The sequence below is a fragment of the Albidovulum aestuarii genome (assembly GCF_029961185.1).
Lineage (GTDB): Bacteria > Pseudomonadota > Alphaproteobacteria > Rhodobacterales > Rhodobacteraceae > Albidovulum > Albidovulum aestuarii.
Window position 1 is genome coordinate 175,194 of the sequence record NZ_JASBQQ010000002.1, and the last position, 26,947, is coordinate 202,140.

Consider the following 26,947-nt stretch of genomic DNA (forward strand, 5'->3'; position numbering starts at 1 on the left):
GTTCCTGTCCATGGTTTCTAGGTGATTGTCTGCGTCACGGGCCCGGCGTCGGCAGCATTGGCAACGCCAGAAACATTAATTGACCGAGCGGTCCAGTCGAACGTTCCAGCTCCGCTCGCATCGTCAAAAGCCACGGCTTCAGACGGGTCGTTGAAGAACGTGGCGATCAATACAGCGTCCCGATAGATCTGCGTCTTCCATATGTTCGCCGAGGCCGATGCCGTGAACGTCACATGCGCGACACCACCGGTTTGGTCGGTCACGTTTAGTGATGTAGGTGCGGCGGGCGCCGACGTGCTGGCCAGCGCCTGAATGTTTGTCTCTGTGACAAATCCCCCAGAAGTTCCGTCGGAGGCCACGAACGCCAACCGCAGGTCATAGTATGCCCCGTCCGTCAACCCTCCAATTGCTGCCGTTGTTGCCGCGGGGTTCAGAGGTACAGCCCTCCATGCGCTGCCCCCAGCAGAGGTGTACTCCAGCCGGGGCGAAAGCGCGTCACTGGATGGCGGATCCCAGACGGCCGCAATGCCCGCAGAGAACGTGTTGGCTGATACCTGAACGCCCTGTGGACCGGCAGTGAAGTTCGTCGGGTCCGGGATCCCTAGGGAAACGTCAGGGTCCGGCAAGAGTTGCGGCGTGCCTTCCTCGGAAGTTGTCCATGTGTAGGCTGCAGCCTCGTCCAGCGACAGCGCATAGGTGACGGCCCCGGTCGTGATGTCGAGTGAATAACTGTCCACTCGAAACACACCACTAATCCCCGCTTCGGGAATGTCCAGGCTTACGGTCGGCTCATACAGCGCCTTAATCGCGCTCGGCCTCCATCGTGCGACCAACTTTTTGCGCGGATTGTCACGGGCCAACTTGATCTTTGCTGCGGTGCGCGCCTGACGATGTGACGGCGAATAATTTAGATCCGTCAGTGGGCCGGTAAGTTCTTCACCGTCATCGGTTTCTCGTGCCGCATCATTCCACGCCTCCCCCTCCGTCTGCGCATAAGCAAGCGAAGGATCGACATATGAGAACGGCAGCGTGTTATAGCGCTCGATTAGGTCAGGCCCGTGCGAATACTCTTCGAACTCTAGCAAATCGGCGCTGGTCAGCGTCACTGTGGGTGCGCGGTAGGCTCCCACCTCAACGCCAATCTTTCCGTTTGGCAAAAGCCGAATATCGCCAGCACAAGCGTTGAGCATACGCCTGACCACATCGCCTGGGCGTTCGTTCAACGCGTAGGTTCCGGCAAGCCTCCATCGAGCCTCAGCACCCCCGGCAACTAACGCGACCTGACCATCAGCAAGATCCGCCTCAATTGCGAGCGCCGCATAGTCCACCGTTCCGGGACGATTGAAGCCATCCGGACTTTCAATCATGTCAGCTATTACAAGGGCGGCGTTATCCGAATAAGCTGTGGCGAGGGTGCGAGGGTCGTAAACCTTCGATGTGCGCGCCACGATCTCGATTGCTGGCTCGTTGTTCGGATAGACTCTGCGAAAATCATCCGGCGGAACTTGCTCTGCAATTGTAAGGCTCGTCCAGAGGCCGTCCAGACGGTGTGTGTTGTCCCAATCAGACCAAATCGCAGTCACTTCACTGTAATGCGTTTCGGGAATTACCCCAAGCCGCGTCTTGATCTGGACCCGCTTCGTGCCGTTCGAGGTGTATTGAGTCTCGGTTACAAACCCAGAGCCATCAAGCGTCACTTCCCCCTTGTTAAGGAAGTACTTCTCAGTTCCGTCAATCTCGCCGTGGCCGTGGACAATGACACGGTAGAACTTGCCTGCACGGGTGCGGAAAAATACTGCGGTTCCGCCAACACGAACGCGTCCATAGTGCTTCATCCTTGGCCCGATTGGCTGGCGGATATTGAGCTGAATATCCTCCGGCTTAGGAGCCTTCGGAGTGTCAGGGGCGAATGCTGCCGACAGCAATAGTGACCCAGCAATGCTAACGGCAATTCCACCAATTGTCAGGGTGCCCGCTGCCGTGAACAAAGCCAGAGTCCCGCCCGCTCCGAAGACGGCAGGAGCGATGAATGCTAATGCCTGCGGCATGTCAGGCTCCACCCGTCCAAAATGGTGAACTCAGCCGGGCAAAACAGCCCATTCTCTGTCTTCACAAAGAGCCTCCCCCCGCTCAAAACTCCACACATGGTCCGCCCACGAACCTTCGCCACACAGACACCGTTTTCCTGCTCGCCTGAAGGAAACCCGGACATCATCTTGCGCGACAACTCAAGAAGCCCGCCGTGCTGCATAATCACCCGGCGGCACCCAAACGCAGTGTCGTAGGTTCCCCGGAAGCCTGCTGCCAAATCCTTACCGGTTGCCTCTGCGACCAGTGCAGCCGCCCAAGTCGCGCAGTCGTTTTGCCCCCATATGAATGGCTCGCATGCCGTTCGCGCCAAAAAAGGCGGGATCACCAGTCCGTCCATTTGGGGCTCGTGCTCATGACCTCTGGAACGTAGCGCAGGCCGTTATCAGTCGAATGGCGACGCTTCTGGTCTCTGTCCGTCAACAGACCAAACACCGGAGCCCCCTTGCGCGCAAGAAGCCCCTCGACCTTCATCGTCAGGATTGCTGCACTCGGAGAATAGCTTGCCGTCGCGTGCTGCATGAGACTCTTGTCAATTGCTATCGGCACCCCGACGGGGAAAGCCCGGCCATCGGAAAACGCGCCATCGAATAACTGAATGTACAGGTTCGCCTCGCGGCCACGGTAGTCTGAGGGATTGCCAATCAATTCCGGCAGGCGTGACGCGGCCTGCGTTGGGAGGCTCTCGTCGTTCAAGACCCCCCACGGCAGGCCAAGGTAGTATTCCCGGTATGGGGCGAGATCGTCGGGACCACCGTCGATATTGCTCATTCCGCCAAGCTCACCTGTGCCCACCCAGGTCCGCCCCCATAGCATATCAGTGAACGGCACATTCATATTGCTCAGGTACTGTGTTCCGCTGACAAACTTCAGTTCTAGTAGAACCGCCCAATGCACAGCCTCTTTTGCAAGCGCGTTCTCCACTGCCGTCGGGTTTGGCTGCGCAGCCAAGAGCCTGCTCATCGGTCGAACGCCTCAACCACATCGAAGGTGACCTGAGACGTGATGCGGTTATGATTTTCTGCAACCCGAAACTCGTCGTCCGACTCAAGCCGGACATGAGTTGTTGGGTTGCTGACATCGACACTTGCACCCGCTAAAACGGCTTCGCGCAATGGCGGGTTGAACCGGATATCGCCGTCATCGTTGGATTGAACGCGATACAGGAAGTTGTTGATCGTGAAGTACGCCCCTACGGAAAGGTGTCTGCCAAGATAGCCATGCAGCTTAATCCGCGAAGCCCCCGCCGAGGCGGCATACATGGCTACAGGCTCCTGATAGTCCGGCAGCGCAAATCCGGCTCCATCCGAAAAGGTCGTTCCATCCGAATAACGCAAATAACCGGCCGATATCTGCTGCGCCGTAATGCCAACAGAGGCGTAGAATGCCACGGGATCGCCGCGATATCGCGTGGTGTATCGATTGCAGACAGGAATCGAGATCCGGACGAACCTCCCACGCATCTGATCGACAGCGGCGCGCAGGGTGCTCACCTTGCTCCCGCGAAGCGCCGGAAGCGTGATGGTCGCGCGCCAGACACGGTTTTCGCGCCAGACGAACTGTTCACGCCCATCCATCGCGCGCCCGGGACTTTGCGTGAACCCCGACAACCGCCAGTCAACGGACTCAAAGACAGGAATTTCAGTGGGCCACGCAACAACCGTCATGCTCGCCGCTGCCTCTCGTACTGACGCTTGTTATTCTGAGAAATCCCGGCAGAAACGCCCGCTTGAACCATTCTCATGATTTCACTGTTTCCGGTGGCACCCGGCACATGTACCGTTATGTATGTGTTTCCACCGGCACCAGATGCGGCGCGCGCCAAGACGTCAGCGGGTAGAATTCGAGAAGGCCCCGTCGCCTCAACTTCCGGGCCATTTTCCCCGACGATCCTCAGCCCGCCAATGTGATTTCCACCACTTGCGAAGCCCGGAATGCCGCCAAAGACGCTTCCGAGAATACCTTTTATGATCCCGCCGCCAGACCCTGCGGCGAATGCTCCGGTGCCGAACAGCAGGTATTCAGCCGATGCTCGGATAATGGCAGCCTTGAGCCGGTCAAAGGCGTCCTCGGCCGACAGAACGCCTGTCGCAAGGTCCAGAATTCCGTTCTTAAAGTCGCCGACCTTGGAGTTTCCGAACTCTGCATCAAGCCGATCCACAGAACGCGCGAATAGGTCAGCATCAATTTTGCCCTCGCGATGGAGGCGCTGCAATTCCTCCATCTCGGCGTTATACCGCTCAAGTTCCGTGCGGGTTGACGCATAAAGCGCCTTTACCTTTGCAAGATCAGCGGCTTGCTGCGCGTTAACATTCGACGATCCGCCGCCAGAAGAGCGCGTCGCACGCGACAAGGGTTGAGGGGTCGGAAAGTACCGGTTGCGATAGTACGGGTCATCTTCGAATTGCCGTGGATCCAACCCTCGCCCACCGCCAACTGCGGCCGCCTGCTTGTTTGCAGCAGCACCGAGTGCTCCGACGTAGTCCCACGCTGCCGTGGCGGCATTCTGGATAGTGGCCGCAAGCGATGAAGCAGTTGTGGTCGCTGCAGCTATTGCCCCTTCAGCCGAGGCCATGGCCGCGGCAATCATATTCGAGGCAAGCGCGACCTTTTCGGTTTCTGCCTGGAGTTGGAGGGTCTTAACGACGGCTTCGTTGATCTTGTCGACGAGACCACCGGTCGCGCGGTTCGCTTCTTCAATGCTTCCATAAATTGAAACCAGAACGCTCTGCAGCGCCTGAAATGCCGCCGCTTGCGCTTCAGGACCACTGGCATTTGCCACCGCGCTCAGTGCGCGGACCAACTGAACCGACTGATCGGCAGTCAGACCCATCTCATCGCGTAGTCGCCGAAGAGTCTGCTCGTAATCCGAGACATCCGGAACCGCCAAGGCATCGCCGCCACCACCCAGATCAAGACTTCCGAACGCAACCGAGATACCGGACGCAGCAGCCGATACTGCGTCCTGCGCAGCACTCCGACGAAGCCGCTCCTGGACATCGAGGGCAAGCTGGGCCTGCGACGCAAACCTGCCGTATTCGTCGGCGAGTTCACCGGTGCCCTTCAGCGCAAGGTTCGCCGCCTCCGAATAGTTAGACACCGCCGAAGACAGATTCTTGATCTTGTCTTCCAGCGTCTCAGCCTTGTCGGCCGCCTCTTCGGACCCGAGAGCCATGTTGAAGAACATCGCCGCGAGCGGAAGACCGACGGCCGCGACGACGCCCATCAGCGGTCCCAGCGTCCCGAGTGTCCCGCCGAGTGCCCCTAGCCCGCCCAGAAGCTGCGGCGCCTGCTGCGACATGGCTCGCATCACCGTCGTGCCACCCGCGATCTGCACCGCGAGGTCGCCGAACTGGTTGGCGGTGTTCTGGATTACGAACCGCTGTGCCCCGGTGACCTGTCCCAGTCGGGAAAGCCCTGTCGCACTCTTAGCAAGGCCATCCGTAACCTTCTGGTTGGTCTTCCGAAACTCCGTCTCGATCTTTTTACCAGCCGCCGCCGCCCGGGCCTCGGCGCGGGCCAGAGCTCGCTCCATCTTGTTGATGCGGGCATCGAGCGCGAAAACAAGGGCAGCTTCGTCAGCCATTCGTCAGAACCCCTCAATCCCATGTTCCGCCAACCATTCGTCGCTCAGCTCGCCGCCCGGTGACGGCTTCTTTCCCCCATGGAATTCGGACAGGCCATCCATACATGCGGCGAACTCCCAAAGGCTCATGGCGTCGACGTCCCTTGGGGTGAATCCGGCCTTTGCTCCATTGGCGTAGAACCTGCTGAACTTCCATTTTCCGGGGGGCTCAGCTCCCCCATCCCCTCCCCCACCGGATCATCCTCGACACCCACGATGGCAGCGGCGAGGACGATCGCTGCAGTCATCACGAACTTGCCGAGAGGATGAGCGTCGCCCAGTGTGTCCATCAGTGTGCGGGCCTCTGCGTCCGGCATACCGCCACCGATCAGACCGTATCGAAGAACCGAAAGCGGATAGTCGACGCGATACGTGCCCGTGCGCAAGGCGGTCAGGACCTCCATCGGGCCAGCATCGCAGGCCTTCTGAACGGCCCTGAGCTGCCCAAGACCGAGGGCAAAGGCATGGTCGCCCCCGATCCAGGTCAATTCGACACGGCTGGACATCAGGTCAGACCTTGTCGGTCGTGGTCGGCGTGCCGTCGAATTCAGCACGGATCGACGCGGTAACTTTCTGACCCTTCGAACGCTGGTGGTTGAGTTGGGTCAGAAGCGCTGCACCCGATTCGTACTCAACGTCGCCGCTTGCCGCATTGACGTGCTGAATCCGGATATTCTTCGTCGTGCCGGAACGGAACCACTGCAGGACGGTTTCATGGCTCTGCTGAGCCCACACAGCCTCACCCTCGACGACATATTCGGTGCTGCGCACCTGCTTTTCGACGGAATAGGGAAGACTCTCGTCGTCGCAATCAGCCGGGACCTCGACGCGGTCAACCTGCGCTTCTCGGTTGATCGAAAATCCCATGATACCGCAAAGCTTCGCATAGGTGCCGGGCGTCGTTGTTTCGACCTCCAGGACCAGTTGTTCATATTTCGCCGTGACGGGTGCCGCCATGTCACTTCTCCATGCAAATGCGACCGCCGGGGCGGTTCGCCGGTTGATGTGTTGAAAGGGCCATCAGGCCCGCGCTGAGCCGTCCCCGGCCTTCTTCTTCCGCTTCCGCGGAACTTCTGTGGCCGCGCCAGAGGCAACGGCCCTGTCAATGAAGTCGCGTGGAAATGTCTGAGCCTTGTCAGACGGCTTGGCCCCGAAACCGAGGCCCTTGGGACGCGACCAGTTGAATTCGCGGTGGAAGATTGCCGTTGCCATCAGTTCCCCCATAGCTGACGTGCCGCCTTGACTGCGGCGGCGTTGATCCTTCGTGTCGTCGTTCGCTTTCCGCCCCGGATAACCGGAAAGAAGAACGGATTAGCGGGCATTGCCTTTGTTCCGAACTCCTGCAGCTTTGCCTTCTGAAACTGAACGCCACGACTGTTCGTCACGATGGTCGCTTCATTGCCGGCATAAATCGTGATGCGGTTGGCGCCCGCACCGACCGTGCCGACGGCGATGCTCCCAGATGGAGCCTTTCCCCAGGTCCAGCCGATGCTCGCCGCCAACTGGCCAGTGTCCTTCGGGGCAAGCCGCCTCATCTGCGCGACCCATTCGGTCGCGATCCGTTCCATCTCATCCCGAACAGCTTGACGTACCGCTTTGGGCAACGCCCGGAACCGTGCCCGAAGCTTGTCCATTCCCTCGACCGCCATCAGGCTTCCTCGATCAGTGCTTCAACCTGCACAACACCGTGGAGCGTGATCCCGTCCGGATCGTCCAGGACCCGCACGAGTTTCGCTTCCAGCGACACAAGCGCTCCGATAGTCAGCGTGCCCGCATAGCCATGCAGCGCCTTTTTTACGGCGTCCGCGAGGGCCTTTACCTCGCGCTTGCCGTCCTGCGCCTCGGACCAGCAATCGATCTGCACCGTTTCCGTACGCCCATCGATGCAGTCGGCATCCTCCGGAACATAATCCGACGGACCAATCGAAAGATAAGGCGCAGAGACGGTGGCAGCTGGTTTGTCGTACACTTTCTGCCCGACAATCGCTGCAACGGCTGCATCTGCCTTCAGACATGTCACGATCATCGCCTGCAGCGCGTTAGACTCGCTCATGTCGCGACCCCGCTCTGACAGGTCAGCTCAAGATAAAGCCGGTCATCCGACGGAATGATGGACCTGATGTTGTAGATCACGCCCGGAAACTCACCGGCCGTGGAACCGCGATGCAGGTCGCGCATCCGCCATACTGGCGTGATGCTGCGCGCCGCGGCGGAGTTCCGGACCTTAACAACGACGGTTTGCTGACCGGAAAGTCGTGCCTGCAAGACGGTTTCACCGCCCCGCAGGTACTTGAAGTGGGCCCGCGTGCAGAATCGCTCAAGCCATCCGCTGATAGTTCCACCCTGACCATTGTCTGCCTGCGTCGGCTCGTCGAAAGCAACATGATCAAGAAGCGGTGCGGCCATCAGACACGAAGCCTTCTGAATGGCGCGATAAGAGCCTTGACCCTGCCGTTTGCTTCGGCCGACCCTGACCGGTTATTGAACATGTCTGACACCATGATCAGAATTGCCGCCCGAATTGCAGCCGGGCACCCCGTTCCTGCCTGCCACTGCACCGTGACCGCGCCGAGATAATCGCCGACGGAAGGCCAGCCCTCTGGCGCCCTTATCCGTGCTCCTGCGTCTGTCATGTCGGTTTGGTAGAGTGAAGAATTCATCACCTGCGACGAGCCATCCTCATCGAGGTAAGTGATTGAATCAATCGCCGTGACCGGGCCAAGCGGAATCTCAATGCATCCGGCTGGAAAGGTCTCGAGTACCATTTCCCAGGTCTGCGGCATGAGCGCGCGACCCAAGATCCCGGTCCAGCCATCCAAGTAACCAATTGCGGCTTCGATGTATTGCTGGATGAGGTAGTTGTCGTCGGACTCGGTCACTGAGAGATGTTCCCGTGCCGTCTCGACATCGACCGCGAGCGAGGCAGGAGGCGTTTTGATCCGCAGATTGGCCATGTCGATCCCCGAAAGTGAGGCGGGGCGGTGAGCGCCCCGCCGCCATGATGTCGTCAGGCCACCGGAGCTTCGGTCGCGTTGCCCTTGATCACCGTTGCGGATGCAGCGATCGACGTGCCCCCGTTCTTGGTGATGACGTGGCGAATGTACCGCTTACGGCCCACGTAACCCTGCTTGTAGACGCTGTCCGCCGCCAGGGAGGCAGGCAGCGTGCCGAGCAGGTCCGCCGCGGCGACGTCGGTAAAGTCACCCGAGGTAGTCGTGTCGGATTCCTGCAGCTTCGCCGTGAAGTCGCCAGCGCCAGCAATGGCACCGGTGGCGAACTCGACGAGTGCACTGTTGTGACCCTGCAGGTCGATTGCGGCACCCGTGCTGGTCGCCGAGAGAACGACAGGGCCGAGCGACTGCACGAGCCCCAGCTTCGAATACAGATCCTTCATGGGATCGTCCTTTCCAATGGATGGGTTGCGACGATGCTCGCACCGTCAGTAAGGGAACCGGCCGGTTGCCCGGCCGGACCTGGTCAGGCCATCTTCAGAAGCTTGATCGCCTCGAAGTTCACGACGCCGCCACCGACACGCTTCGTGGTGTAGAAATGCACGTTCGGCTTGTTGGTGTAGGGGTCGCGAAGCACCCGGATGCCGACGCGATCCACGATCAAGTAACCGCGGCGGAAGTCACCGAAGGCGATCGGGAAATTGTTCGCGCCAATAGCCGGGCAGTTGTCGTCGCTGATCACCGGCTTGCGCAGGATGGTCGCGACCTCGCCCTGTTCGGTCGGGGCAGACCAGACATACTTGCCCTCGACGTCCTTCAGCTTCCGGACCGTCTCCATCGTTGCGTCGGACATGAGCCAAGAGGCGTTGTTCCGATAGCCCGCCTTCAGCCCGTAGTAGAGCGAGATCAACGGGTCGGCCGGGTTGACCGACGTCGAGGCCGTCGGAAACGCACCCGATGCGCCGGTGCCGATAAAGCCGATCTTGCCCCAGGCGTAGGAGGCGTTCGCGACAGTCGTGTAGCTGAAGATGCCGCGCGGCTTGTTGACGCCGTCGCCCTGGGCAAAGGCGGCGCCTTCCTGCTCGGCGAAAACGATGCCAACTTCGTCAGCGAGCCACTCAGCGATGTCGATCGCCGCATCGTCGAGCGTTTTCTGCGTCGCCGCCGGGTTGGCGTAGAGCTCATGCGCATTGACGACGATCTCGGCCAGCGTCGGCGTGTTGGTCTCGGGACGCGCCTGCGTCTCGCCGACCCAGCCCGACCCGGCACCGCCCTGGTTCACCAACTTCTTGTAGCTGTCGCTCGAGATGTTGATTACCCGCGAAGCCGCGCGGATCGACGACACCGTGCCGAGAACGCGGTCGATGGTCGATTCCATTTCCTCCGGCACAAGATAGCCGCCGTCGGGATCGGACTGGGTGGTCAGCTTCGCCTTGACCTCGAGATCGGTCAGGCCGTTGTCGACGCCCTTCCGGAAGAACCGGTTGAACGCCTGGGCGTGTTCGCCTACGGCCGGGTCGACATCGCCGCCGGCGCCGCCGAGCTTCGCGGCCGCGAGAGCCTTGTTGACGTCGGTGAGTTCCTTGTTCAGCTCGGTGATCGCCGCGTTGATGCGGTCGACCTCCTGCACGCGGACGACATCGTCCATATCCTTCGCGTGCTTGTCCTTGAACTCGTTGAAGGCCTTGTTGATCTCGTCGACAATTGCCTTGGCACCCGTGGCATCCGCGCGCACGAGGCCGGACAGCCCGCGAAAGCGCGGGTCATGTTTCATCTTCATGTCGGTCTCCTTATGACCTGAGGGTTTCCAGAAGCTGCTTCACCGAAGCGCTCAGATCGCCTGCATCACGCGTGGCGTTGCGGCTTGCATCGCGCGGGGCCGCCGAAGTGATACCCATCTCGAGAAGCATCTCGGCACGGGCGGAACGGGAATGGCCGGCCTTTGCAAGCGCGGCCTCGGTCTGACGGCGGGCCATAAGCCCGCGGTCCATGTTCTGTGCGCCACCTTCCGGCATGGAAAGGCCATCGTCGACCTCGTCGGCAAAGCCTTTCTCGACGGCGTCCTTCGGACCCATGAAGGTCTCGATATCCATCAGCTTGACTATGTCGTCGCGGGCAAGACCGGTGCGCGCCTCGTAGATGTCGGCGATCGCCGCGTCGAAGCCGTCGAACATGTCGGCCGCTTCTCTCATGTCGTGGCGGTTTCCGATCACCATGCCCCAGGCATTGTGCACCATCATGAAGGTCCCGAGGCCCATGACGATCTCGTCTCCGGCCATGGCGATGATCGAGGCGGCCGACGCCGCCCATCCCATGACCTCGACCCGGACCTTCGCCGGGTGCTTACGCAGGAGGTTGTAGATCGCGATACCCTCGAACATGTCGCCGCCGGGCGAGTTGATCATCACCGTCACATCGCGGTCGCCGATCGCGCGCAACGCGGCGCCGATCCGCTTCGCCGTGACGCCGCCGCCGGTCCAGAAGTCCTCGCCGATCACGTCGAACATCGTGATCGTCGCATCGTCCGACGATGCGGCCATGGCCGGCGTCTCAGCCCATTTTGCGAGGACGTCCGACGGCGCGTCCCACTGAAAGTTCTGCGGGCGCTGGAAGGTCTTTGCCTCAGGCAGTTTGCGAAGGGTCATTCTGACCTCCTGTGTTTCCGCCGGACGCGCCGGCCGTGTTGGGCGGGTCGTAATAGACATCGCCACCATCGCGCGGGTTCTCGTCCTCGAGCGCGCGGACGTCGTTCGGGCTGAGCACCCCCCACTGCAGCGCCCTCACGTACGCTTCCCAGCGGGCCTTGATGTCGCCCTTGACCAGGGCGGCCCGGTTGAATCGGGCATAGATGTCATCTTCCGTGACCAGATCGCGGTTGATCGTCTCTTCCCAGGTCGTCAGGTGGTCCTCGAGCGTATAGGTGACAAAGCCGAGGGACTTCTGCTCGAGGCCGGTGCCCCAATTCGAGTCGCTCCCGGTGTTGTCCCCGAGCATCGAGGGCGGCACGCCAAAGAACATGGCGATGTCGGAGCGCGAGAACTGGCGGCTTTCGATGAACTGAGCGTCCTCGGACGTCATACCGATTTGCTCCATGCTCATCCCCTCTTCGAGGATCAGGTCTTTGCCTTCGCTCGTACCGCCGGATCGGTAGTCGTCCAGGCTCGACTTCAGAAACGCCAATCCTTCTGGGCCCAATTGACCCGGATGTTTCAGAACGCTGCCGACACGCGCCCCGTTGCGAAACATCGTTGCGCCATGGTTCTCCATGGCGAGCGAGAGCCCGATCGACTCACGGGCGTAGGTGATCGGCGAGACACCGTGCACGCCATCGAGCGTAAGCCCGACCAGATGAAACACTTCCTCCTGCCGCAGCCTGATCTCGCGGCCATCACGGCGCGTGTACGTGTAGACGAGCGACAGGTCGCTCTCCTGGTCGCAGCGAACGCGATCTGGATGCATCGGGATGAGCTCGATAACATTCCGGCGCGACGTGACGATAAGGGCGTAGGCGTTACCCCGCAGGAGCAGATGCGCCTGCAGCATCTTGCGGAACTGCGAGGGTGTCTGCCAACGGTTCGGCTTACGGCGGAGGATCTTCCAAAGCGGATGATCGGACATATCCTCACGCTCGCGATCACTCACGCGCCGCTTGACGTGCAGCGGAATCGTCGCGACAGCACCTGAAATGATCCGAACCGATCCGTAGACCGCCGCCGAGCGCATCGCCGTCGTTGCATTAACCGTTACGCCGGACGCCGATTGCAGTGCGCCGGCAATCGCGTCCTCAAGCTGCTTGGGCGTCGTTATGATGACACCGCCGCCGGCTGGCTGAGTCGCCGCCCGCGGCTGAGGCTGCGATTGCGAGCCATTCCACAGGCGTGACCAGATGGACATCAGGATCTCCTCACACCACCAGGGCGCCGCGTTCGCGATAGACTGAAAGACCCTTCGCCACGGGGTTTCCGAGCATCAGCATAGCTGCGTTGAAAAGAGCCATAAGCGGGTCGATTTTCGCCGCCCCCGCGGCCTGTTTCGTGACCACGTAGTTGCTCCCTCTCAGTTCAGTTTTTGCATTGGCGACGCACCAGGTCATGATCGGCTGTCCCGCATGGCGCATCGTCTTTTCCTTCAGCTTGCGCGGAATGGTTTGCACCGCGGGCTGTTGCTTGTATCCCTGCCCGACCATGGACAGCAGTTCTTCATCGATGCCCGCCGCAACCAACGTGTCGACGAAGACCAACGACCCACCCCAACTGTCGAGGCCGATCGCCGCCTTGTCGGGGAACCGACCGGCGTGGTGAACCTTCAGCAGAATCTCCGCCATCTCTTCAGCGTCCTGACCAACCAGGTCGCAGAGTGTGAGATCGCCGCATTCAATCAGATCGTGCAGCTTCGAGGCGATCGATTTTCGCCGCTCAAAAACCTCGGGAAAGGCCCATGCATGTACCAGGCCAAGCCAGGCTTTCGTCTTGGCGTGCCGCCCTAGGAGCGCAAGCGCCGCAAGGTCGTCGAGACCGCCGCCGTCAATTCCGCCCACGATCACGTCACAGCATTCGATCATGGTATCAATGGTCAGTCCCGGCATCGCCGCAGCTTCCCAGTGCAGCGCCCCGGTCCAGCCATCGGCCATCATGCCCAGGCCAATCTCGATGTTCAGGTGCTGCGACGCCCAGCGGGCCTCGCTTTCCGGCCCCTTATCGCGGTCCTGTTTGTAGAGATCGAGCAGACGGTCTATCGTGATCGACCGTCCAAGGTTCGGAAGAACCATCGGCCAGTTCTTCGGATCGCGCCACGCCTTGTCCTCGCCTGACTGCATCGCGATTGGAAACTCGTAAAGGATCGGCAGCATCCGGACACCGTCCGTCAGCTTTCCGTCTCTTACATCGCGGGCATAGTTCAGTTCCGCCTTGAAGACCCCTTGTGGCGGCCGCTCGGACTGTGTCGTGATGATGATCAGCAAGCTTTCCGAATTGGTGATCATCCCGCCCCGGATCTGCCCGATGACCCGGTCCGCATAATGCGATTCCGCCATCACGTGCAGTTCGTCGAGGATGGCGAATGCCGGAATCGATCCGGTGACCACCTTCGGATCAAAGGACTTGATCTTCAGTTTGGCGTTCATGCGTACGCCGGTTTCCGGATCGACGTGGTTGTCGATGATCATCGATCGATGAGTGACAATCTTGAAACGCCGGGACAGGTAGTCGTCTGCCTCGATCATGGCACAGGCCTGCGCAAAGCACTTCTCCGCGACCTCCTGTGTCGGCCCGATGATAACACCGTCGACGTTCGGCCGGCGGTTCATCATCATTGCCACCAGCCCCAGTGCCGCAGCGTTCGTCGTCTTGCCGTTCTTCTTCGGCACCAGATTGAATATCTCGCCGACAAGCCGCACCATCCGCTGCTCACCCGGCCGGTCCGGATCGTCCTCGAACCTCACCGAGCCAAAGGCAGCACGCACAATGTCGCGCATCCACTCACCCCCGACCTCCCCGAAGGTTGGTTGCCCGGGGATATCCGGCACCCTCAGCTTGTCGAAAAGGTCAACGGCGATCCCGGCCTCGATCTCATCAAGCGGCAAATCCGGGATCGGCGTCTCGCCGCGAGCCAGCTTGTCCTGCCAGTCTGGGCAGGCGAACGACATCGCGTCGAGTGGCATCAGTTTGTGCGGCCCCTCCGGCGGTCAAAGATATCGCCGTAGTCACCCGGGACCTGCCGCGCCGCCTCAAGCGCGGCCTGCTTCTTGCCAAGCGGCTTCTTGTCATCCGGCCCCTCTCCAACCCCGCCATCCTTCTGGCGACGCGGCGCCTTTGGTGCGGCCCGCTCGATCCGATCGCGGAGTTCGCGTACGGAAGGCACATGTCCTTCACGGGCCCGCTGCATTAGGACGTCCAGCATCATGCCTTCGGTCTTGACCCGGCCAAACTCCAGCTCTGCCGAAAAATGTTTTCTGAGCGTGTCGGAATCGATCCCCATATCCTTGGCGATCATCTCATGAGTCCACCCTGCAGCCGCGCGAACCTCAACAAACCTCTGATTTTCTTCGCTTTTCTTGTAGCTCGGGCGCCCCCGGCGTTCACGGAGCGGTTCGACTGGCCGGCCGAACAGGTCACGTTCTGTCTCAGCCGCTGGATTCTGCCGTTCCACCAGAAAAAAATCTCCGCATTGGGGGGGCGCGGGTCTACGGCTCGCGGCCCTGTGAACTTTCGACCCACCCCCCCTACCAGCCAGCGGCACGCTCTTCGGCTTGCTTCACCTTGTCGTGGCATAGCTTGCATAGGCACTGCAGGTTGTTCTCATCCCAGAACAGTGCTTCGTCACCCTTGTGCGGGATCTTGTGGTCCGCGACCGTCTGGCCCTTGCGGCCTTCGACCCGACCACACTGGGCGCAAGTGAAGTGGGCTTCGAGCCGCACCTTCCAACTCAGGGATTGCCAAGCCTTCGTCGAATACCACTTGCGCCACGGCTGCGTCGCCCGGCGGTATCGATTGCGGTCGGCTTCAGACTGGTGCGAAGGGCTAGCGATGCGGGGCGGCAGAGATGTCAGCCTGTTCGGCAGTTGCTTCAGCCGCCCCATCTGCCCCTCACTTCATCGCCTTGCCCTCGCTGGGTGGGTGGTCCAAACAGAAACGCCCGCTGCGGGATGGGTCCCGGCGGGCGTGGTACTGGATGATGGCAAGGAAGATGCCGAAGGCGGACTTAACTGTCAAGACATATCTTGTGGTGCTCTCAGCGTGTAGCCCCTCATACAGTCCAGAATGGACGCCAAGGTCTTGCGCAGCGCCTCGCGTGTGTCCCCCTTGGCAGCCCAGCCATGAGCCTTCAGCACATCGCTGAGGCTGCGGTCACCGAGGCAGACCATATCAACCAGCGTCCGGTTCAGGATCACACCGCGTGCACGGACGCCGCGCTTCGAGGGTCTGACCCTGCGCACCTCCATCGCAGCCCCAACACCAATGCGATTGACCATCCATGCAAGGCGCATCCCTTCGGCGATGAAGGCATCGATGAACTCGCCCTGGCCACCGCCCTTGCCGATGGTTTCTAGCGACGCGCACTTCATGCCACCAGCCTCGTGTCTCTCGGTCAGGTCTCGGTAGTCGCGCCCAACCTGTTCCTGTCCGGGTGTGAAAGGCGGGATGAACAGCTCCGGATCACCACCGGCTGCTTCATGCCGACGGTACGCATCGGCACGCATCGCATCGAAGACATCGGCTTTGGCGATGGCGGCGCGTGGCCGCAGTTCGCCAGGCCCCTGATATCCAGATGGCCGCGCCGTGCCGCGTGATCCTGGCACAATCTCGACCGGGCGAAACACCCGATATGCACCTCGCGCCGGGCTTGCCGGGATCTCGGGCCCGCAGATGTCAGGCGGTATCGCTGCGGCATTCAGCGCCCGCATCGGCGCGTCCGTTTCATTCAGTCTGGCGGCCACTCGCTCACGATGCTCGGCCACCAGTCGCTCGCTCATGGATCGGTCAAACCCGAAACCCAACTTATTGTGCTTACCGTTCATACTGCCACCTCATCTTGATCTTGTTTCTTTTCCCTTGGGCCCGAAGGGCTTGAGATTGATTCAGTTGGGCTTGAAAAGAGGATATAATCCGTTGCGGAATAGATAATGAAAACAAAGCAGTAGACGCAGATTTGGGCCCGACGGGCCCGAGGGGCCCGAGATTCCGACCTTTCGCATAAGCGCCGCTTTCCTTCGTCTTCGCCTTCCATCTCGCGCGCGCACGCGCGCATACGCGTCACCCGCATTTTCAAGCCCCTCGGGCCCGTCGGGCCCAAATCGCCGCCTAACCAGTTGAAACACAAACACTTCCCCCGAACCCCCTTCTTCACATCTCCGGCCCTGACAGGGCAGTCTCAAGCCCATCGGGCCCAACTCAGACCCAAGGGCGCGACGGGTCCGAGGCCGCTTAGTCAATTCGAAGACGGTGATGGTGGGGTGCGGGGAGGTCATGAGCGCCCCCGAATCCGCAGCCATCTGGCGTTGATCTCAGATGTCGGCCGACCGATCAGCGTGGAAAGACGTTCAATCTCTGCGTACCGGCCGCCTGTGGCCGCGATCAGCGCATCGCATTCCGCAGTCCACTTCGGATTTCTCACGCCATCAGGTCGCCGCACTTTGGCGGTCGCAGGCCTTGGCCTCTCGGCAACCGCAACCGGAACTGCCCGGACAACGGTCTTTTCCAGATGGTAGGCGCGGCGCGCATCGAGGCCGAGCCGGTTGGCGTTGGTCTTGATGCTGCCGAGCGCGATACCCAAGGCATCGGCGATCTTTTGATGCGTTTCCCCAGCCGCCCACATCCTGCGGAACCGCGCATCGCGCTCCGGCGTGGTGCGGCGCTTGGGGTGGGGCCCGAGATCAAGGGTTTTTGCCCGGAACGATACACCCGCTGCAGACAACCCGATGGCCTCGCCGATCTCCCGTAAGGGTGTTCCGACAAGCCATTCCCGGCGAATGAGGGCGTCCTGTTCCTCGCGTGTCATGACGGGAAGTCCTTGTCAGCCCTGCTTGACCGGGTGTGTTGCGGCCGATTTGCGAAACGATCGGCAAAGACATCAGTCAGGCGAATGCCGCGATATCCGGTGACGCCGCTTTTTCCGGCAATGAATGAACGACCGCTGCCGGGATGGCGCCAATTTCTGTCAGCCTTTTCCTTCAGGCGCAGCGAACAGGTGCGATTCCCCCAACGTGTTTCGCCACGCTCTTCCTGCCAGAACTGGAATGCCTCGATCAGGTCCTTCGCCGTCATGAAATCTGTCTCGGACCCGCTGACAACGGCACACTCGGTCAGCATCGTGCCCATTGGATCGCTTTCGTCGCGGTATTCCTGCGTGGCGGCCATGACCGCCTCGGGCTCCTGCAGGCCGTTTTCGAGGTAATCGAGAAGACCTTCGACCAACCAATTCAGGATGCCGTCGCGTTCCTCATAGAGCTTTTGGACAAGGTCCGGATCGCGCTCCGCCTTCGGGATCTGCACATCGAAGGGCACCAACAGCAAGCGCCGCCAGATGCCGTCGTCGGTGCCGCGGATATCGGGCTTGTGGTTTCCGGAAATGGTCAGCTTGAAAAGCGGCAGGAACTCGAAGAAGTCGGCATTCAGACCGCGCGCCAACATCGGCTCGCCGCCCGTCAGTTCCTTGATCTTTGCCTCCTGCAGCCGCTCGCCCTCTTCGGGCTCAGAGGCACGGACAAATCGGGCACCGACCAAAGGGATCAGGTCCGGCGTCGCGTCGCCACCCGAACGGCGGTTTCGGCCGATCAGGCTTTCGATCTTCGCAGTTGCACCGTAGTCGCCGAGGATACGCGCCATGAGGTCGACCAGAACGGATTTACCGTTGGCACCGGCACCATAGAGGAACACCAGCTTCTGCTCGCCCGTCAGCGCGGTCATGCATAGACCGAACCACCGCTGCAGGAAGCGGCGCATCTCGGCGGCTGGCATGATGCGTTCTAGGAACGCCATGAAACCCGGCGCGGTGGCATCCGGATCGTAGCTGGCCGCAACCGCCTTCGTCACCAGGTGCGCACGGTCATGATCGATGCGTTCAACCTCAGCAACGCGCGACATGCCGTCTCCATCGCCACCGGTCACCTTGAACCGCAGGATTCCGCTGTCGGTATTTATCATCAGCGGATCTGCATCGAGTTCGTCCAACTGCCGAGCCACCATGGTTCCAGCTTCCATGTAGGCATTGGCGATCCGGGCGCTGTTTCCGGACTGTTGAGCAAAGCGTCGATGTCCCTTGCGAAGATCTGCCAGCCGCTTCTTCATCGTTCCGATCGCCATCAGATCGACGTCGATCCGGTCGATCCGGGCCTTGGCATCTGGCAACAGGTTGCCGTCGTCGTCCTTATTGTTCGATTCTGACTTCCGCTCTTCGACCAGGTCGCGCTCTTTCGCGAGCAATTCCATTTGCCGATCGCTCAGGACCAGGTACGGCACTTCCGCTTCGACCCGTTCCGCTATCTGCTGGGCACGGCGGCGAACCTCGATCTCGTCTGGGTCCTTGCGCCACATCTTGCCGTTCCAGACGAACCAGCCGACGCGGGGCACCCAGATGACATCTTCGCCGAAATAGAGGGCGAAGCGCTGGCCATTGCCAAAATCGTTCAGGGGAAAGCCGCAAGCCCGTCGGATCGTGTCGGGATCGATCGCAGGTGGGGCGTCATCGGGCGGCGCTGAATCGTCAGGCGCGTCGTGATCTGGCGTGATCTCGTCCGGAAGGTCGACATCCTCGGCCGCGCCCATCAGCTTTCTGACATTGTCGATTCCATCATCGGCCATCGGCGGCCCCCATCAATACGTCGTTCAGATCAAGACCTTCCGGCACCGGCACGATCCGGGCCTTCAGCCCCGCTCGCTTCGCCATAGCGCGACGGCAGCCCGACAAGAGCTTCGCGCGCGTGAGGCGTGGTTCGCTGTCTCCGTCTTGGATGAAGATCAGTTCACGGACCCATTCCGGCGGCACGAAGGCCTCGGCATCTTCCAAGTCCGGGATGCCTGCGAATTTCCTGCCCTTCCCGAGCATGCGTTGGCCCGCCATGTTGCCGAGATCGACGCCGCACCAAAACGCAGCCTCGGCATGCGTCCCGCCGATCATGGCAGACAGGGTCGTCTCGATCCCCTCGGCCATGATCAGCTGCGGCACTGACCCCAACGGCTGCAGCCGGATTGCGCCCCCCTTCTTTGATCCGAGGGTCTTCTTGGCTTTCTGCGGCTTGCCGGTCTTTGGATCGGTGATCTCGGCCTTGCCCTTCGGTTTCGACAGGTCGAGCCATGTCCGGTGCACACCTGAAAACTTGCCGTCGGGCCCCTGGATTGCGGCAAGCATCGCCGGGCCCCGGTGAACCTCGCGCCACTGCTGGCCATCGTCGGACACCATGTACGGACAGGCCGGATGGTAGCGCAGGCATTTCGGCATCCGGGTCAGGATGTCCGACCGGATGCCACGCAAGGTCAGGTAGCCGCGCACGGGCGTCGCCTCGGGCTGCACCGCCTCATCCCAGATCTTCCATGCCGCCCGGCGGGCATTCTCGCGGTACTTCTGCTGTTCCCGCTGTTGCCGCTCCCGGTTTTCCCGGTCGCGGCGTTCCCGTTCCGACAGCTCGGCCGCGCTCAGTTCCTGCTTAGGACCGCAGAGCCAGTCGAGCGCTGGCAGGAAGTCGAGGCCACGGACAAACATGACCAGATGAACCTGGTCCCCCTTGGCGCCACAGATCCGGCAGTTGAACAGGTTCTTCGACGTGTTGATCGAAAATCTGTCCCGACCGCCGCACCCGACGCCGGGGCACGGGCCGACCCATTCGCGGCCAGCGCGCACCAGACCATTGATGTGCAGAAGATCGGCAACATCCTTGATCGGCTTGGCCTTTGCGTCGGCCAGGCGATGATCGCTTGTCGTGACCATGTCCCTCGTCTCAGTCTTGCTGGCGTTTCAGCGCCTCTTGTGCGCGGCCAAGCCGCCATTCGTGGAACCGTGCGAGGTTCCGCTTCAAATCGAACATCTCCGACCCGCGTGCCGGTCCCGGCGCCAAGGTGGTGAGAACGTCGAAATTCAGGGCAAGCCGACTGATCGCCGGTATGTCCGAAAGATGGCCCCGCACATCGCGGGCGCAGGCAAGCATCAGGTTCTGGCGCTTCTGATCGCTGCAGGGGTTGACCGCATAGGCCGCCATCGCTTCTGCGAAGACATGATCGGCCATAGTCATCTGCCCCTCGTTCATCACCGCGCTCCCGAGGTGGTCCGGACTGATCCGCGATCGCCGTAGACCTCGGCCAGCTGCGAAAGGCTCAGGTGCTGAAGAAAGGCCGGAACCTCTGTCAGGTGGCGGATCTCAGACCGCAGGCCGTTGACGGTGACCAATCGTTGCCGCCCGCCAACTGTTTTCGTTCCAGGCCGGTCTGGCTGCGTCACGGGCGACCAGCGTCCGAGGGTCAGGCGTTCATAGAACCAGATGTGGGCGGTCATGTTACAGCCCTCATGGCTTTGCGCTCACGCGCGGCCACGGCCGCCATTTGCTCTGCAATCGCCGCCTCGCCAGAGACCGCGAGAGGGGTCGTGCCGTCGGACAGGTGGCGACGCAAAAGCGTCACGAGCGTCGCCTTCGCCAGCTCACGCGGTGATTTACCCACATAGTCGGGACGTTTGGCGACGACGGTCATCGCATCGAGAATTTTCAACAGGTCATGCGCGGCGCAGAAGGTCCGAAGGTCCGCATCGAGCGTGCCGGGTCCGACCTCGATCAGCGCATAGAACCACGGAACAAGAACTCTCACCGCGAAATGATTGACAGTCACCCCAGGTTGGGACCTGACCGCATCGAGCGCGGCGGTGATCATCGCCGACCGCCCCGCCTCGACATGCCGCCGGATCTCCATGATGCAATTCAGCGATCCGACCCGCAGCGTTGTCCTGCTTGGATTGTAGGTCAGAAGTCGGCATCCGGCCGCCTCGACTGCGTCACGCGATCGAACCGCCCAATCCACATTCGCCGCTAATGCCGCCTTGTAGATATTTGGCGCGGTCATGCGGATCACTGAACCGTTGATCGCCGCAAAGGCCGCCGCCTGACCGGCCTCGGCCGTCATAACGATCATGGCCGGCACTTGGGTGAACCCGGCTATCTTCGCCGCATGGGTCCGGTGCTGACCATCTATCAGCGAATAGAGGCCACCGACAATCGGGGCCACCACGACCGGCGTGAACATCGACCAATTGAACCCCTTGGCGATCTTGTCGATCGCCGCCCAGTTCGACTTGCCGAGCGGGCGCTGGAAACTGTCATCGACCCTGAGAGTGTCGATGTCGAGCCAGCGCAATTCTGGCACCGCGCCCGCCCGAACATCCTCCGGCGGCAGGTACCGGCGATGATCGACATCGATGGACCGAAGATCGCTCATACTGAAACCCCCGCATAAACATGCACCGTCCTGTTCCGGCCAATCGCTTCCCGCACCTCGTGCCAGATGCCGACCGACTGGTCCCAACCTGGAATCGATGGCACGACAACCGATCGCGACGCCGCGAGGATCGGTGCGCACCACCGGGTCCAGAAATCGGCATCGAGCGGGTCAAGGGTCGCGTCGGTGTGGCACATGTCGGCTGCCATCACGATCGGCGACACTGCGGTGATCCCGAGCTTGGCAAGCCGGGCGGAGACACGCGAAGCGCGCTCCATCGCATCGGCCGAGGCGTGGAACGACCAGTTGCCGCGATCATCGAGGGTAACCTTCGAATAGGGCGTCGCGAGATAGACGAGGCCCGAGGCCAGCGCCGCGACCGATTCGTCCGTCTCGCCGAAGCGAACTAAGAGGGCTTTCTCACGCGCGATCCGGGCCAGTGCCTGCCAGTCCGGGGTTTGGCTCTGAAGCGGGTTCATGCCGAACCCCGCGTCATGCCGGAATGAAAAAGGGCGCGACGACCGAGGTACGGAACCGCCGCGCCAAGTGACCGCCCGTCAGGTTTCGTCAGGACTTGGGTCGGGACGTTGGGCGGATTGCAATGCGAATTCATCAGAAACCTCCGGCCAGCGCGTGCCAGAATAGCCCGGCGGAGATCAGGGTCAGGACCAGCGACAGCATAAGCGTGCGGATCGACCGGCGCAGATGGATCTCGGTCTTTTCATTCAGGCGCCGCGCGGCGTCGAGATGTTCGCGCGACCGGGCTATGGTCTGCGTCTTGAATTCATCCAGACGCACGCTCTCCAGCGCAGCAATCTCGGCCAGAATTCCCTCCACGAAGGCGCGGTCGACAGTCATCCGGACGGTTCCGGAGGCCAACTGCACCCGAAGTCGCTCGGATGGGCGCAGGACCGACGCTTTTGTCGTGACGTTTGTCATGATGCCTCCGCTGAAAAAGGGGGCCGGCCGAAACCGGCCCCAAGTCCAACAGGGAGGTAATCCCGGGAAAGCGTCCCGGCCCGCATCCGGCGCAACGCGCTGAGGATTCTTGCACCGCCCATCACCAGACCCCCTTGATGCGGGCGAAAAACTTTTCCGACAGCAAAGCAAAGCGATCCGCCCTTGCGCGGGCGCGCTTTGCGCGGACAGCGTAATAACGGGCAGCGGCGCGCCACAGGAGCTTCATGCTGCCGCCTCCGGATCTATGACCTGAAAGACCGCTTCAGCGCCGACCAGCGCGATGACGGCCAGCACATAGCGGAAATGCGGCGTGTTCTCGCAGGCAATCCAGTTCTTGACCGTGCGGGACGTCACCGGACGGTGATCCTTCGTCAGGACCTCGGCCGCGATCTCGGCCAGCTCGTTCTCGCTGACCGCCTCTGGAAACGCCTTCCACAGAAGCCCGGCAAACCATGCCCGCTCGGCCTCAACCGGGCTCAGCGCCCCCCGCGATTTTCTGAAAGACATTTCAGACGATCCCCTGCTACCGTTTACCCGTGAGTGGTGTTTTGGTAGCTGGAAGGACCGGGGGGACGTGGCGTTCATGCTGCGTCCTCCTGTGTTTTCAGGGGCGGATGCTCGGCAATGTAGGCGCGGATGCGATCAGCGGTGGCGAGCGAGCAAGAACCACGACCAGACTTCCACTTCGACCAGGCAGAGCCGGACGCACCTGTTGCGCGCTGCACGACGGTCGTCGGCTGCACCCCGCACGCCTCGGCATAGACCTCTACTTCGGAAAGAAACTGCTCCATGGCAGATAGTGATAGGCCAAAAAGCCTACATGCTCAAGATATTTTAATCCGATTTTCTCGTTCGAACCCCTGTTGCACTTTAAGTCTATGAATGATCGTACTTTTGCAGACCGACTGAAGTGGGTGATAGACAACGACCCAGACCTGACTGAGGCAGGTCTGGCCGTTAAAGCTGGACTAGCAAACAGCACAGTCCGAAAGCTTCTCGCGGGGACGGTCCAAAATCCACGCATGGACACAGCAAAGAAGATTTGTGCCGCGCTCGGAACGACCGTCGATCAATTCATGAAGCCGGATCTGACCCCGGAGGAACGCGAGATAATCCGGCTGACAGCGCTCTTACCCGATCACCTCCGCCGCCAAGTTCTAGGATTCGTACAAGGCGTTGCTGCAGGGCTGGATCTTCCTCCGCAAGAATCTGGCGAAGAAGGATGATAATTCCGGCGTCGGTCATTCTAAAAAATTCCCTTACTCAGTGATTATAGAATCTGAAAATTCGCCGTATGGTTGACTTTCGCTGGGCGCTTATCCGGCAAGAATTGGAATTTGGAGTAACCTCATGACATGTACGCCGCGCCTGCTGGTCGCGATGGTCACAGCCAGCCTGTGGTCAGCGACCGCGATCGCACAAGAAAGCTACGAATCGATCCACAAGGAAGCCTCCCAAAAGTGGGCGGAATTCCTTGGCATAGCCGACGCCTGCTCGTACTCGAACAGGCAAGATCGGATCGCGGCGGAAGCTGAGAAAGCAGCAGCGACACTGCATCCCGGAATCGTCGCCTGGATCACGGGCGAACAGGCAGAGGCGGCCAAGAGTCTCACAGTAAGTTGGACGCTGACCTACACAGTTGCCAAGCTGAACCCTAGCTGCCTTCAGGCCGACTTTCTGGAACAGACTTGGTACCGCTTGATGAATGAGGCACTGGACAAGATCGATCGCCGCGAAAACTGAATGGATATCGTATGACCGAGACCGAGACCGCGACCGAACCACCAAAGTATGCACGACCCATAAAGACTGAGTAGGCTTTTATGCCTACTTTGAGATTGACGTAGGCTTTTCAGCCTATATAGTGCCTCTCCATCGAAACCCGATGGAGGCGCAGATGGATCGGCTGACACCCACACTCACGGACCTGTCCGCGCCCCGCGGCCATGGCGGCGACGATAACGGCATGCTGGCGGCGCTTGTGGACTGGGTCCAACGCGACCGCCGCGCCATCCCCACCCTTCTCGCCCTCATGGCCGCCGCCATTCTCGCCGCATCCCTCATCGCCGACCACGCCATCCCGGCGCTGGTGGCATTTCAGCTGGGGGGCGCATCATGATCGGCGGTGCGATCTTCACCGGTGGCCTTTTGATGGTCGGTGCTGCCCTTTCCGGAGGCCAGGCCATTCACGCCCGCCCGGGTCTTGGCGCCGGGCTGGTTGTCGGGGGTTTCGTGCTGGCCCTTCTCTCAGGAGTTTTGACATGAGCCATGAACGCACCATGACCAACATCGAGCGGGTCGCGGTTTTCTCTGCCCAAATGGCGACGAAGACTTCCGGCAAAGACCGTGTTGAGCTGTTTCAGAACGCTGTCATCGAGACGGGCGGCGATTGGCACTACCCGGAAACGGAAGGGCAGCCCGGCCGGGGCGCGTTCGAGGTTCAACTTCTCGGAATTGTGGCACACGGCATCGATGCCGCAGAAGCCGTGAACTGCTGGGCCGCGAAGGCAAAACTTGCCGTTGACCGAGCTGCCCATGTGGGCGCGGCGGAACTGATCGTCCTGCACGAGCTGAAGGATTGCAGCGACGAGGTTCTTCGCGAGGCCGCCGAGACGGTCAGGCTGCACTCTCAGGATCAGCGCGCTATCGCTGCCGGGCGGCGGGTCGAGATGATGTTTCGGACAAAGGAAGCGGCAGCATGATCGCCGCCACCCTTATCCCCGCCATGGCAGTACTCATCCTCTGCGGCCTGATCCTCTGCGCAGGCGAGGCCATCGCCGATCTGAACGGAGATCGCTGAGCCATGCCGCGCATCACTTTCACCGCCCGACCCATCAACGCCCCGCAGGCCAGCCGCAAGGGCGGACGGCGCACCCTGCGCGACAACAAGGGACCTGAAAAGATGGCCGGGCATGCGCGGGGGCTGGGCACCCCGCCGCGCTCAACCCTGCCGCACGGTGCGGCGTTCATTTTCATCATCCCGTTCGCGGTCGTTTTCTGGACAGGCATCCTTCATTGGGCCGTCGGAAAGATGTTCCCGTGAAGCGCATCCTGATCGGCTGTGAGACTTCAGGCATCGCCCGCCGGGCCTTTGCGGCCCTCGGACATGACGTCTGGTCCTGCGATCTGGAACCGGCCGAGGATGGTTCAAACCGCCACATCGTCTGCGATATCCGTGACGGCATCCTCGATAAAGGCTGGGATCTGTTGGCAGTCATGCACCCGCCCTGCACCCGCCTCTGCCGATCCGGTCGGCGGTGGATGTCAGGCCCGGGGCAATGGACACGGCCGAAGAAGCTACCCAACGGCCGTTCATGGGAAGACCTGAAGGCCGAGTTTGAGCTTGGCATTTCCATCTTCACGGCATGCTGGTCGGCATCGATCGACTGCGTCGCGATCGAGAACCCCGAGATGAATGATCTGGCGAAGGCACGCATGCCAGCCGACCTTCCAGTCCCTCAGATAGTGCAGCCCTTCTGGTTCGGCGAACCCGCCTACAAGGCCACGGGCTGGTATCTGCGCGGGCTTCCCGAGCTGACCGAGACAAACCGGCTCCCCGAACCGGAGCGCGGCAGCGATGAATGGAAACGCTGGAACAAGGTACACCGCGCCCCGCCGGGTCCAGACCGCGCCAAGATCCGCAGCCGTTCATTCGTGGGCATGATGACTGCCGCAGCCAGACAGTGGGCACCGGCGCCAGAAAAAATCAGAGAGGCTGCAGAGTGATGTTTGACCGACCGATAATCTTTTCTGCCCCGATGGTGCGAGCCCTGCTCGACGGGCGCAAAACGCAAACGCGGCGGATCGTCAAAGATCGCGGCGCACTGCCAGAGTTTTGCGGCGGAAGGTACGACAACAAGAACGATCCGACCAACTATGGATGGCAGGACTACGAGCGTGGGGAATGGATCACGCTCGACATGTTTCGTCGCTATCGCTTTGTCCCCTACGCCCCCGGCGACCGGCTTTGGGTGAAAGAAGCGTGGCGTACCTGGGTGAACTTCGATCACCTCAAGCCGAGGGAAATTGCTACGGGTCCGTCGCAGGGCCTGATTGGGTATCCCGCCGACAGCGTCAGGACTGGCCATGGCCGTCTTCGCTCCCCGATCCACATGCCCCGCTGGGCGTCTCGCCTCACCCTTCTCGTCACGGACGTTCGGGTGCAGCGGTTGCAGGAGATTAGCGAGGATGATGCGCGGGCGGAGGGGGGGGATGCCGTTACAATGGAAGATGCTCCGCGCGCCGCTTCGTGGTCGCGCAGACAAGACTTTTCGCGGCTATGGAACAGCATCCACGGCCCCGACGCATGGGATGCGAATCCGTGGGTCGCCGCAATCAGCTTCACCGTTCATCGCGGGAATATCGATCAGATGGAGGCTGGCGATGACTGACTTTCTCGACCACCCCCG

39 protein-coding genes are annotated in these 26,947 nt (G+C 61.2%); 8 read left to right on the forward strand and 31 right to left on the reverse strand.

The features are described from left to right. Positions 1-17: 17 nt before the first annotated feature. The 31 genes from QKW60_RS05535 to QKW60_RS05680 all read right to left on the reverse strand — a co-directional run bounded on the left by QKW60_RS05535 (position 18) and on the right by QKW60_RS05680 (position 23,329). Entirely contained in the window at positions 18-2,048 is a 2,031-nt protein-coding gene (locus QKW60_RS05535; protein WP_282367116.1) for a phage tail protein, read from the reverse strand. Next, positions 2,033-2,428 (reverse strand): DUF6950 family protein, encoded by a 396-nt coding sequence (locus QKW60_RS21030; RefSeq protein ID WP_419762647.1) that lies wholly within the window; start codon positions 2,426-2,428, stop codon positions 2,033-2,035. Before QKW60_RS21030 ends, QKW60_RS05535 begins: the two co-directional genes overlap by 16 nt. Further along, on the reverse strand, positions 2,413-3,051 hold the full coding sequence (locus QKW60_RS05540; RefSeq protein ID WP_282367117.1) for a hypothetical protein: 639 nt from the start codon (positions 3,049-3,051) through the stop codon (positions 2,413-2,415). The genes QKW60_RS21030 and QKW60_RS05540 overlap by 16 nt, the downstream gene beginning before the upstream one ends. After that, entirely contained in the window at positions 3,048-3,755 is a 708-nt protein-coding gene (locus QKW60_RS05545) for a hypothetical protein (protein WP_282367118.1), read from the reverse strand. Before QKW60_RS05545 ends, QKW60_RS05540 begins: the two co-directional genes overlap by 4 nt. Then, complete coding sequence (locus tag QKW60_RS05550; RefSeq protein ID WP_282367119.1) at positions 3,752-5,674, reverse strand: hypothetical protein; 1,923 nt, start codon at positions 5,672-5,674, stop codon at positions 3,752-3,754. Before QKW60_RS05550 ends, QKW60_RS05545 begins: the two co-directional genes overlap by 4 nt. Before the next feature lie 125 nt (positions 5,675-5,799). Next, positions 5,800-6,219, reverse strand: coding sequence for a gene transfer agent family protein (locus QKW60_RS05555; protein ID WP_282367120.1), 420 nt, complete (start codon positions 6,217-6,219; stop codon positions 5,800-5,802). A 4-nt stretch (positions 6,220-6,223) separates the two neighbouring features. After that, positions 6,224-6,670: a phage tail tube protein gene (locus QKW60_RS05560; RefSeq protein ID WP_282367121.1), complete on the reverse strand. Its 447-nt coding sequence runs from the start codon at positions 6,668-6,670 to the stop codon at positions 6,224-6,226. A gap of 63 nt (positions 6,671-6,733) precedes the next feature. Continuing rightward, entirely contained in the window at positions 6,734-6,925 is a 192-nt protein-coding gene (locus QKW60_RS05565) for a hypothetical protein (protein WP_282367122.1), read from the reverse strand. After that, a complete protein-coding gene (locus tag QKW60_RS05570) occupies positions 6,925-7,362 on the reverse strand; it encodes an HK97-gp10 family putative phage morphogenesis protein (protein WP_282367124.1) in 438 nt (145 codons plus the stop codon). The genes QKW60_RS05565 and QKW60_RS05570 overlap by 1 nt, the downstream gene beginning before the upstream one ends. Next, on the reverse strand, positions 7,362-7,766 hold the full coding sequence (locus tag QKW60_RS05575; RefSeq protein WP_282367125.1) for a DUF3168 domain-containing protein: 405 nt from the start codon (positions 7,764-7,766) through the stop codon (positions 7,362-7,364). The genes QKW60_RS05570 and QKW60_RS05575 overlap by 1 nt, the downstream gene beginning before the upstream one ends. Further along, positions 7,763-8,119, reverse strand: coding sequence for a head-tail adaptor protein (locus QKW60_RS05580; RefSeq protein ID WP_282367126.1), 357 nt, complete (start codon positions 8,117-8,119; stop codon positions 7,763-7,765). Before QKW60_RS05580 ends, QKW60_RS05575 begins: the two co-directional genes overlap by 4 nt. Next, the gene (locus QKW60_RS05585; RefSeq protein ID WP_282367127.1) at positions 8,119-8,667 is read right to left on the reverse strand and encodes a head-tail connector protein; all 549 of its coding nucleotides are present in this window, start codon (positions 8,665-8,667) and stop codon (positions 8,119-8,121) included. Before QKW60_RS05585 ends, QKW60_RS05580 begins: the two co-directional genes overlap by 1 nt. A 53-nt stretch (positions 8,668-8,720) precedes the next feature. Then, positions 8,721-9,107, reverse strand: coding sequence for a hypothetical protein (locus tag QKW60_RS05590; protein ID WP_282367128.1), 387 nt, complete (start codon positions 9,105-9,107; stop codon positions 8,721-8,723). An 83-nt stretch (positions 9,108-9,190) separates the two neighbouring features. Then, entirely contained in the window at positions 9,191-10,444 is a 1,254-nt protein-coding gene (locus QKW60_RS05595; protein ID WP_282367129.1) for a phage major capsid protein, read from the reverse strand. 10 nt (positions 10,445-10,454) lie between these two features. Continuing rightward, positions 10,455-11,309, reverse strand: coding sequence for a head maturation protease, ClpP-related (locus QKW60_RS05600; protein ID WP_282367130.1), 855 nt, complete (start codon positions 11,307-11,309; stop codon positions 10,455-10,457). Beyond that, entirely contained in the window at positions 11,287-12,558 is a 1,272-nt protein-coding gene (locus QKW60_RS05605) for a phage portal protein (RefSeq protein ID WP_282367131.1), read from the reverse strand. Before QKW60_RS05605 ends, QKW60_RS05600 begins: the two co-directional genes overlap by 23 nt. 10 nt (positions 12,559-12,568) lie before the next feature. Beyond that, positions 12,569-14,323, reverse strand: a complete 1,755-nt coding sequence (locus QKW60_RS05610) for a terminase large subunit domain-containing protein (RefSeq protein WP_282367132.1) — start codon at positions 14,321-14,323, stop codon at positions 12,569-12,571. Then, on the reverse strand, positions 14,323-14,655 hold the full coding sequence (locus tag QKW60_RS05615) for a hypothetical protein (RefSeq protein ID WP_282367133.1): 333 nt from the start codon (positions 14,653-14,655) through the stop codon (positions 14,323-14,325). The genes QKW60_RS05610 and QKW60_RS05615 overlap by 1 nt, the downstream gene beginning before the upstream one ends. A 229-nt stretch (positions 14,656-14,884) precedes the next feature. After that, complete coding sequence (locus QKW60_RS05620; RefSeq protein ID WP_282367135.1) at positions 14,885-15,241, reverse strand: HNH endonuclease; 357 nt, start codon at positions 15,239-15,241, stop codon at positions 14,885-14,887. A gap of 129 nt (positions 15,242-15,370) precedes the next feature. After that, positions 15,371-16,135, reverse strand: a complete 765-nt coding sequence (locus QKW60_RS05625) for a hypothetical protein (protein WP_282367137.1) — start codon at positions 16,133-16,135, stop codon at positions 15,371-15,373. 491 nt (positions 16,136-16,626) lie between these two features. Next, complete coding sequence (locus QKW60_RS05630; RefSeq protein ID WP_282367139.1) at positions 16,627-17,160, reverse strand: hypothetical protein; 534 nt, start codon at positions 17,158-17,160, stop codon at positions 16,627-16,629. Continuing rightward, positions 17,157-18,962, reverse strand: a complete 1,806-nt coding sequence (locus QKW60_RS05635) for a phage/plasmid primase, P4 family (RefSeq protein ID WP_282367141.1) — start codon at positions 18,960-18,962, stop codon at positions 17,157-17,159. The genes QKW60_RS05630 and QKW60_RS05635 overlap by 4 nt, the downstream gene beginning before the upstream one ends. Continuing rightward, the gene (locus QKW60_RS05640) at positions 18,952-20,085 is read right to left on the reverse strand and encodes a DUF7146 domain-containing protein (RefSeq protein WP_282367142.1); all 1,134 of its coding nucleotides are present in this window, start codon (positions 20,083-20,085) and stop codon (positions 18,952-18,954) included. The genes QKW60_RS05635 and QKW60_RS05640 overlap by 11 nt, the downstream gene beginning before the upstream one ends. A gap of 10 nt (positions 20,086-20,095) precedes the next feature. Further along, positions 20,096-20,401, reverse strand: coding sequence for a hypothetical protein (locus tag QKW60_RS05645; protein WP_282367144.1), 306 nt, complete (start codon positions 20,399-20,401; stop codon positions 20,096-20,098). After that, complete coding sequence (locus QKW60_RS05650; protein ID WP_282367146.1) at positions 20,401-20,646, reverse strand: MerR family transcriptional regulator; 246 nt, start codon at positions 20,644-20,646, stop codon at positions 20,401-20,403. The genes QKW60_RS05645 and QKW60_RS05650 overlap by 1 nt, the downstream gene beginning before the upstream one ends. Continuing rightward, on the reverse strand, positions 20,643-21,578 hold the full coding sequence (locus QKW60_RS05655; RefSeq protein ID WP_282367148.1) for a ParB/Srx family N-terminal domain-containing protein: 936 nt from the start codon (positions 21,576-21,578) through the stop codon (positions 20,643-20,645). The genes QKW60_RS05650 and QKW60_RS05655 overlap by 4 nt, the downstream gene beginning before the upstream one ends. After that, on the reverse strand, positions 21,575-22,057 hold the full coding sequence (locus QKW60_RS05660) for a DUF1937 family protein (protein WP_282367150.1): 483 nt from the start codon (positions 22,055-22,057) through the stop codon (positions 21,575-21,577). Before QKW60_RS05660 ends, QKW60_RS05655 begins: the two co-directional genes overlap by 4 nt. 133 nt (positions 22,058-22,190) lie before the next feature. Beyond that, positions 22,191-22,517, reverse strand: coding sequence for a hypothetical protein (locus QKW60_RS05665; RefSeq protein WP_282367152.1), 327 nt, complete (start codon positions 22,515-22,517; stop codon positions 22,191-22,193). A 121-nt stretch (positions 22,518-22,638) separates the two neighbouring features. Then, the gene (locus QKW60_RS05670) at positions 22,639-22,764 is read right to left on the reverse strand and encodes a hypothetical protein (RefSeq protein WP_282367154.1); all 126 of its coding nucleotides are present in this window, start codon (positions 22,762-22,764) and stop codon (positions 22,639-22,641) included. Further along, entirely contained in the window at positions 22,761-23,045 is a 285-nt protein-coding gene (locus QKW60_RS05675; protein WP_282367156.1) for a hypothetical protein, read from the reverse strand. The genes QKW60_RS05670 and QKW60_RS05675 overlap by 4 nt, the downstream gene beginning before the upstream one ends. A gap of 74 nt (positions 23,046-23,119) precedes the next feature. After that, on the reverse strand, positions 23,120-23,329 hold the full coding sequence (locus QKW60_RS05680; protein ID WP_282367157.1) for an XRE family transcriptional regulator: 210 nt from the start codon (positions 23,327-23,329) through the stop codon (positions 23,120-23,122). Between the two features lie 87 nt (positions 23,330-23,416). Here QKW60_RS05680 and QKW60_RS05685 point away from each other — a divergent pair, with 87 nt between their 5' ends. From QKW60_RS05685 to QKW60_RS05720, 8 genes are all read left to right on the forward strand, one after another. Further along, on the forward strand, positions 23,417-23,764 hold the full coding sequence (locus QKW60_RS05685) for a helix-turn-helix domain-containing protein (protein ID WP_282367158.1): 348 nt from the start codon (positions 23,417-23,419) through the stop codon (positions 23,762-23,764). 124 nt (positions 23,765-23,888) lie between these two features. Then, the gene (locus QKW60_RS05690; protein WP_282367159.1) at positions 23,889-24,281 is read left to right on the forward strand and encodes a hypothetical protein; all 393 of its coding nucleotides are present in this window, start codon (positions 23,889-23,891) and stop codon (positions 24,279-24,281) included. 154 nt (positions 24,282-24,435) lie between these two features. Further along, on the forward strand, positions 24,436-24,657 hold the full coding sequence (locus QKW60_RS05695; protein WP_282367160.1) for a hypothetical protein: 222 nt from the start codon (positions 24,436-24,438) through the stop codon (positions 24,655-24,657). Beyond that, positions 24,654-24,803 carry a hypothetical protein gene (locus tag QKW60_RS05700; RefSeq protein ID WP_282367161.1) on the forward strand — a complete coding sequence of 50 codons (150 nt, stop codon included), beginning with the start codon at positions 24,654-24,656 and terminating at the stop codon, positions 24,801-24,803. Before QKW60_RS05695 ends, QKW60_RS05700 begins: the two co-directional genes overlap by 4 nt. Further along, on the forward strand, positions 24,800-25,240 hold the full coding sequence (locus tag QKW60_RS05705) for a hypothetical protein (protein ID WP_282367162.1): 441 nt from the start codon (positions 24,800-24,802) through the stop codon (positions 25,238-25,240). Before QKW60_RS05700 ends, QKW60_RS05705 begins: the two co-directional genes overlap by 4 nt. Positions 25,241-25,341: 101 nt before the next feature. Beyond that, positions 25,342-25,581, forward strand: coding sequence for a hypothetical protein (locus QKW60_RS05710; protein WP_282367163.1), 240 nt, complete (start codon positions 25,342-25,344; stop codon positions 25,579-25,581). Next, positions 25,578-26,264, forward strand: coding sequence for a hypothetical protein (locus QKW60_RS05715; RefSeq protein WP_282367165.1), 687 nt, complete (start codon positions 25,578-25,580; stop codon positions 26,262-26,264). Before QKW60_RS05710 ends, QKW60_RS05715 begins: the two co-directional genes overlap by 4 nt. Then, positions 26,264-26,929: a hypothetical protein gene (locus tag QKW60_RS05720; protein WP_282367167.1), complete on the forward strand. Its 666-nt coding sequence runs from the start codon at positions 26,264-26,266 to the stop codon at positions 26,927-26,929. Before QKW60_RS05715 ends, QKW60_RS05720 begins: the two co-directional genes overlap by 1 nt. Positions 26,930-26,947: the final 18 nt, after the last annotated feature.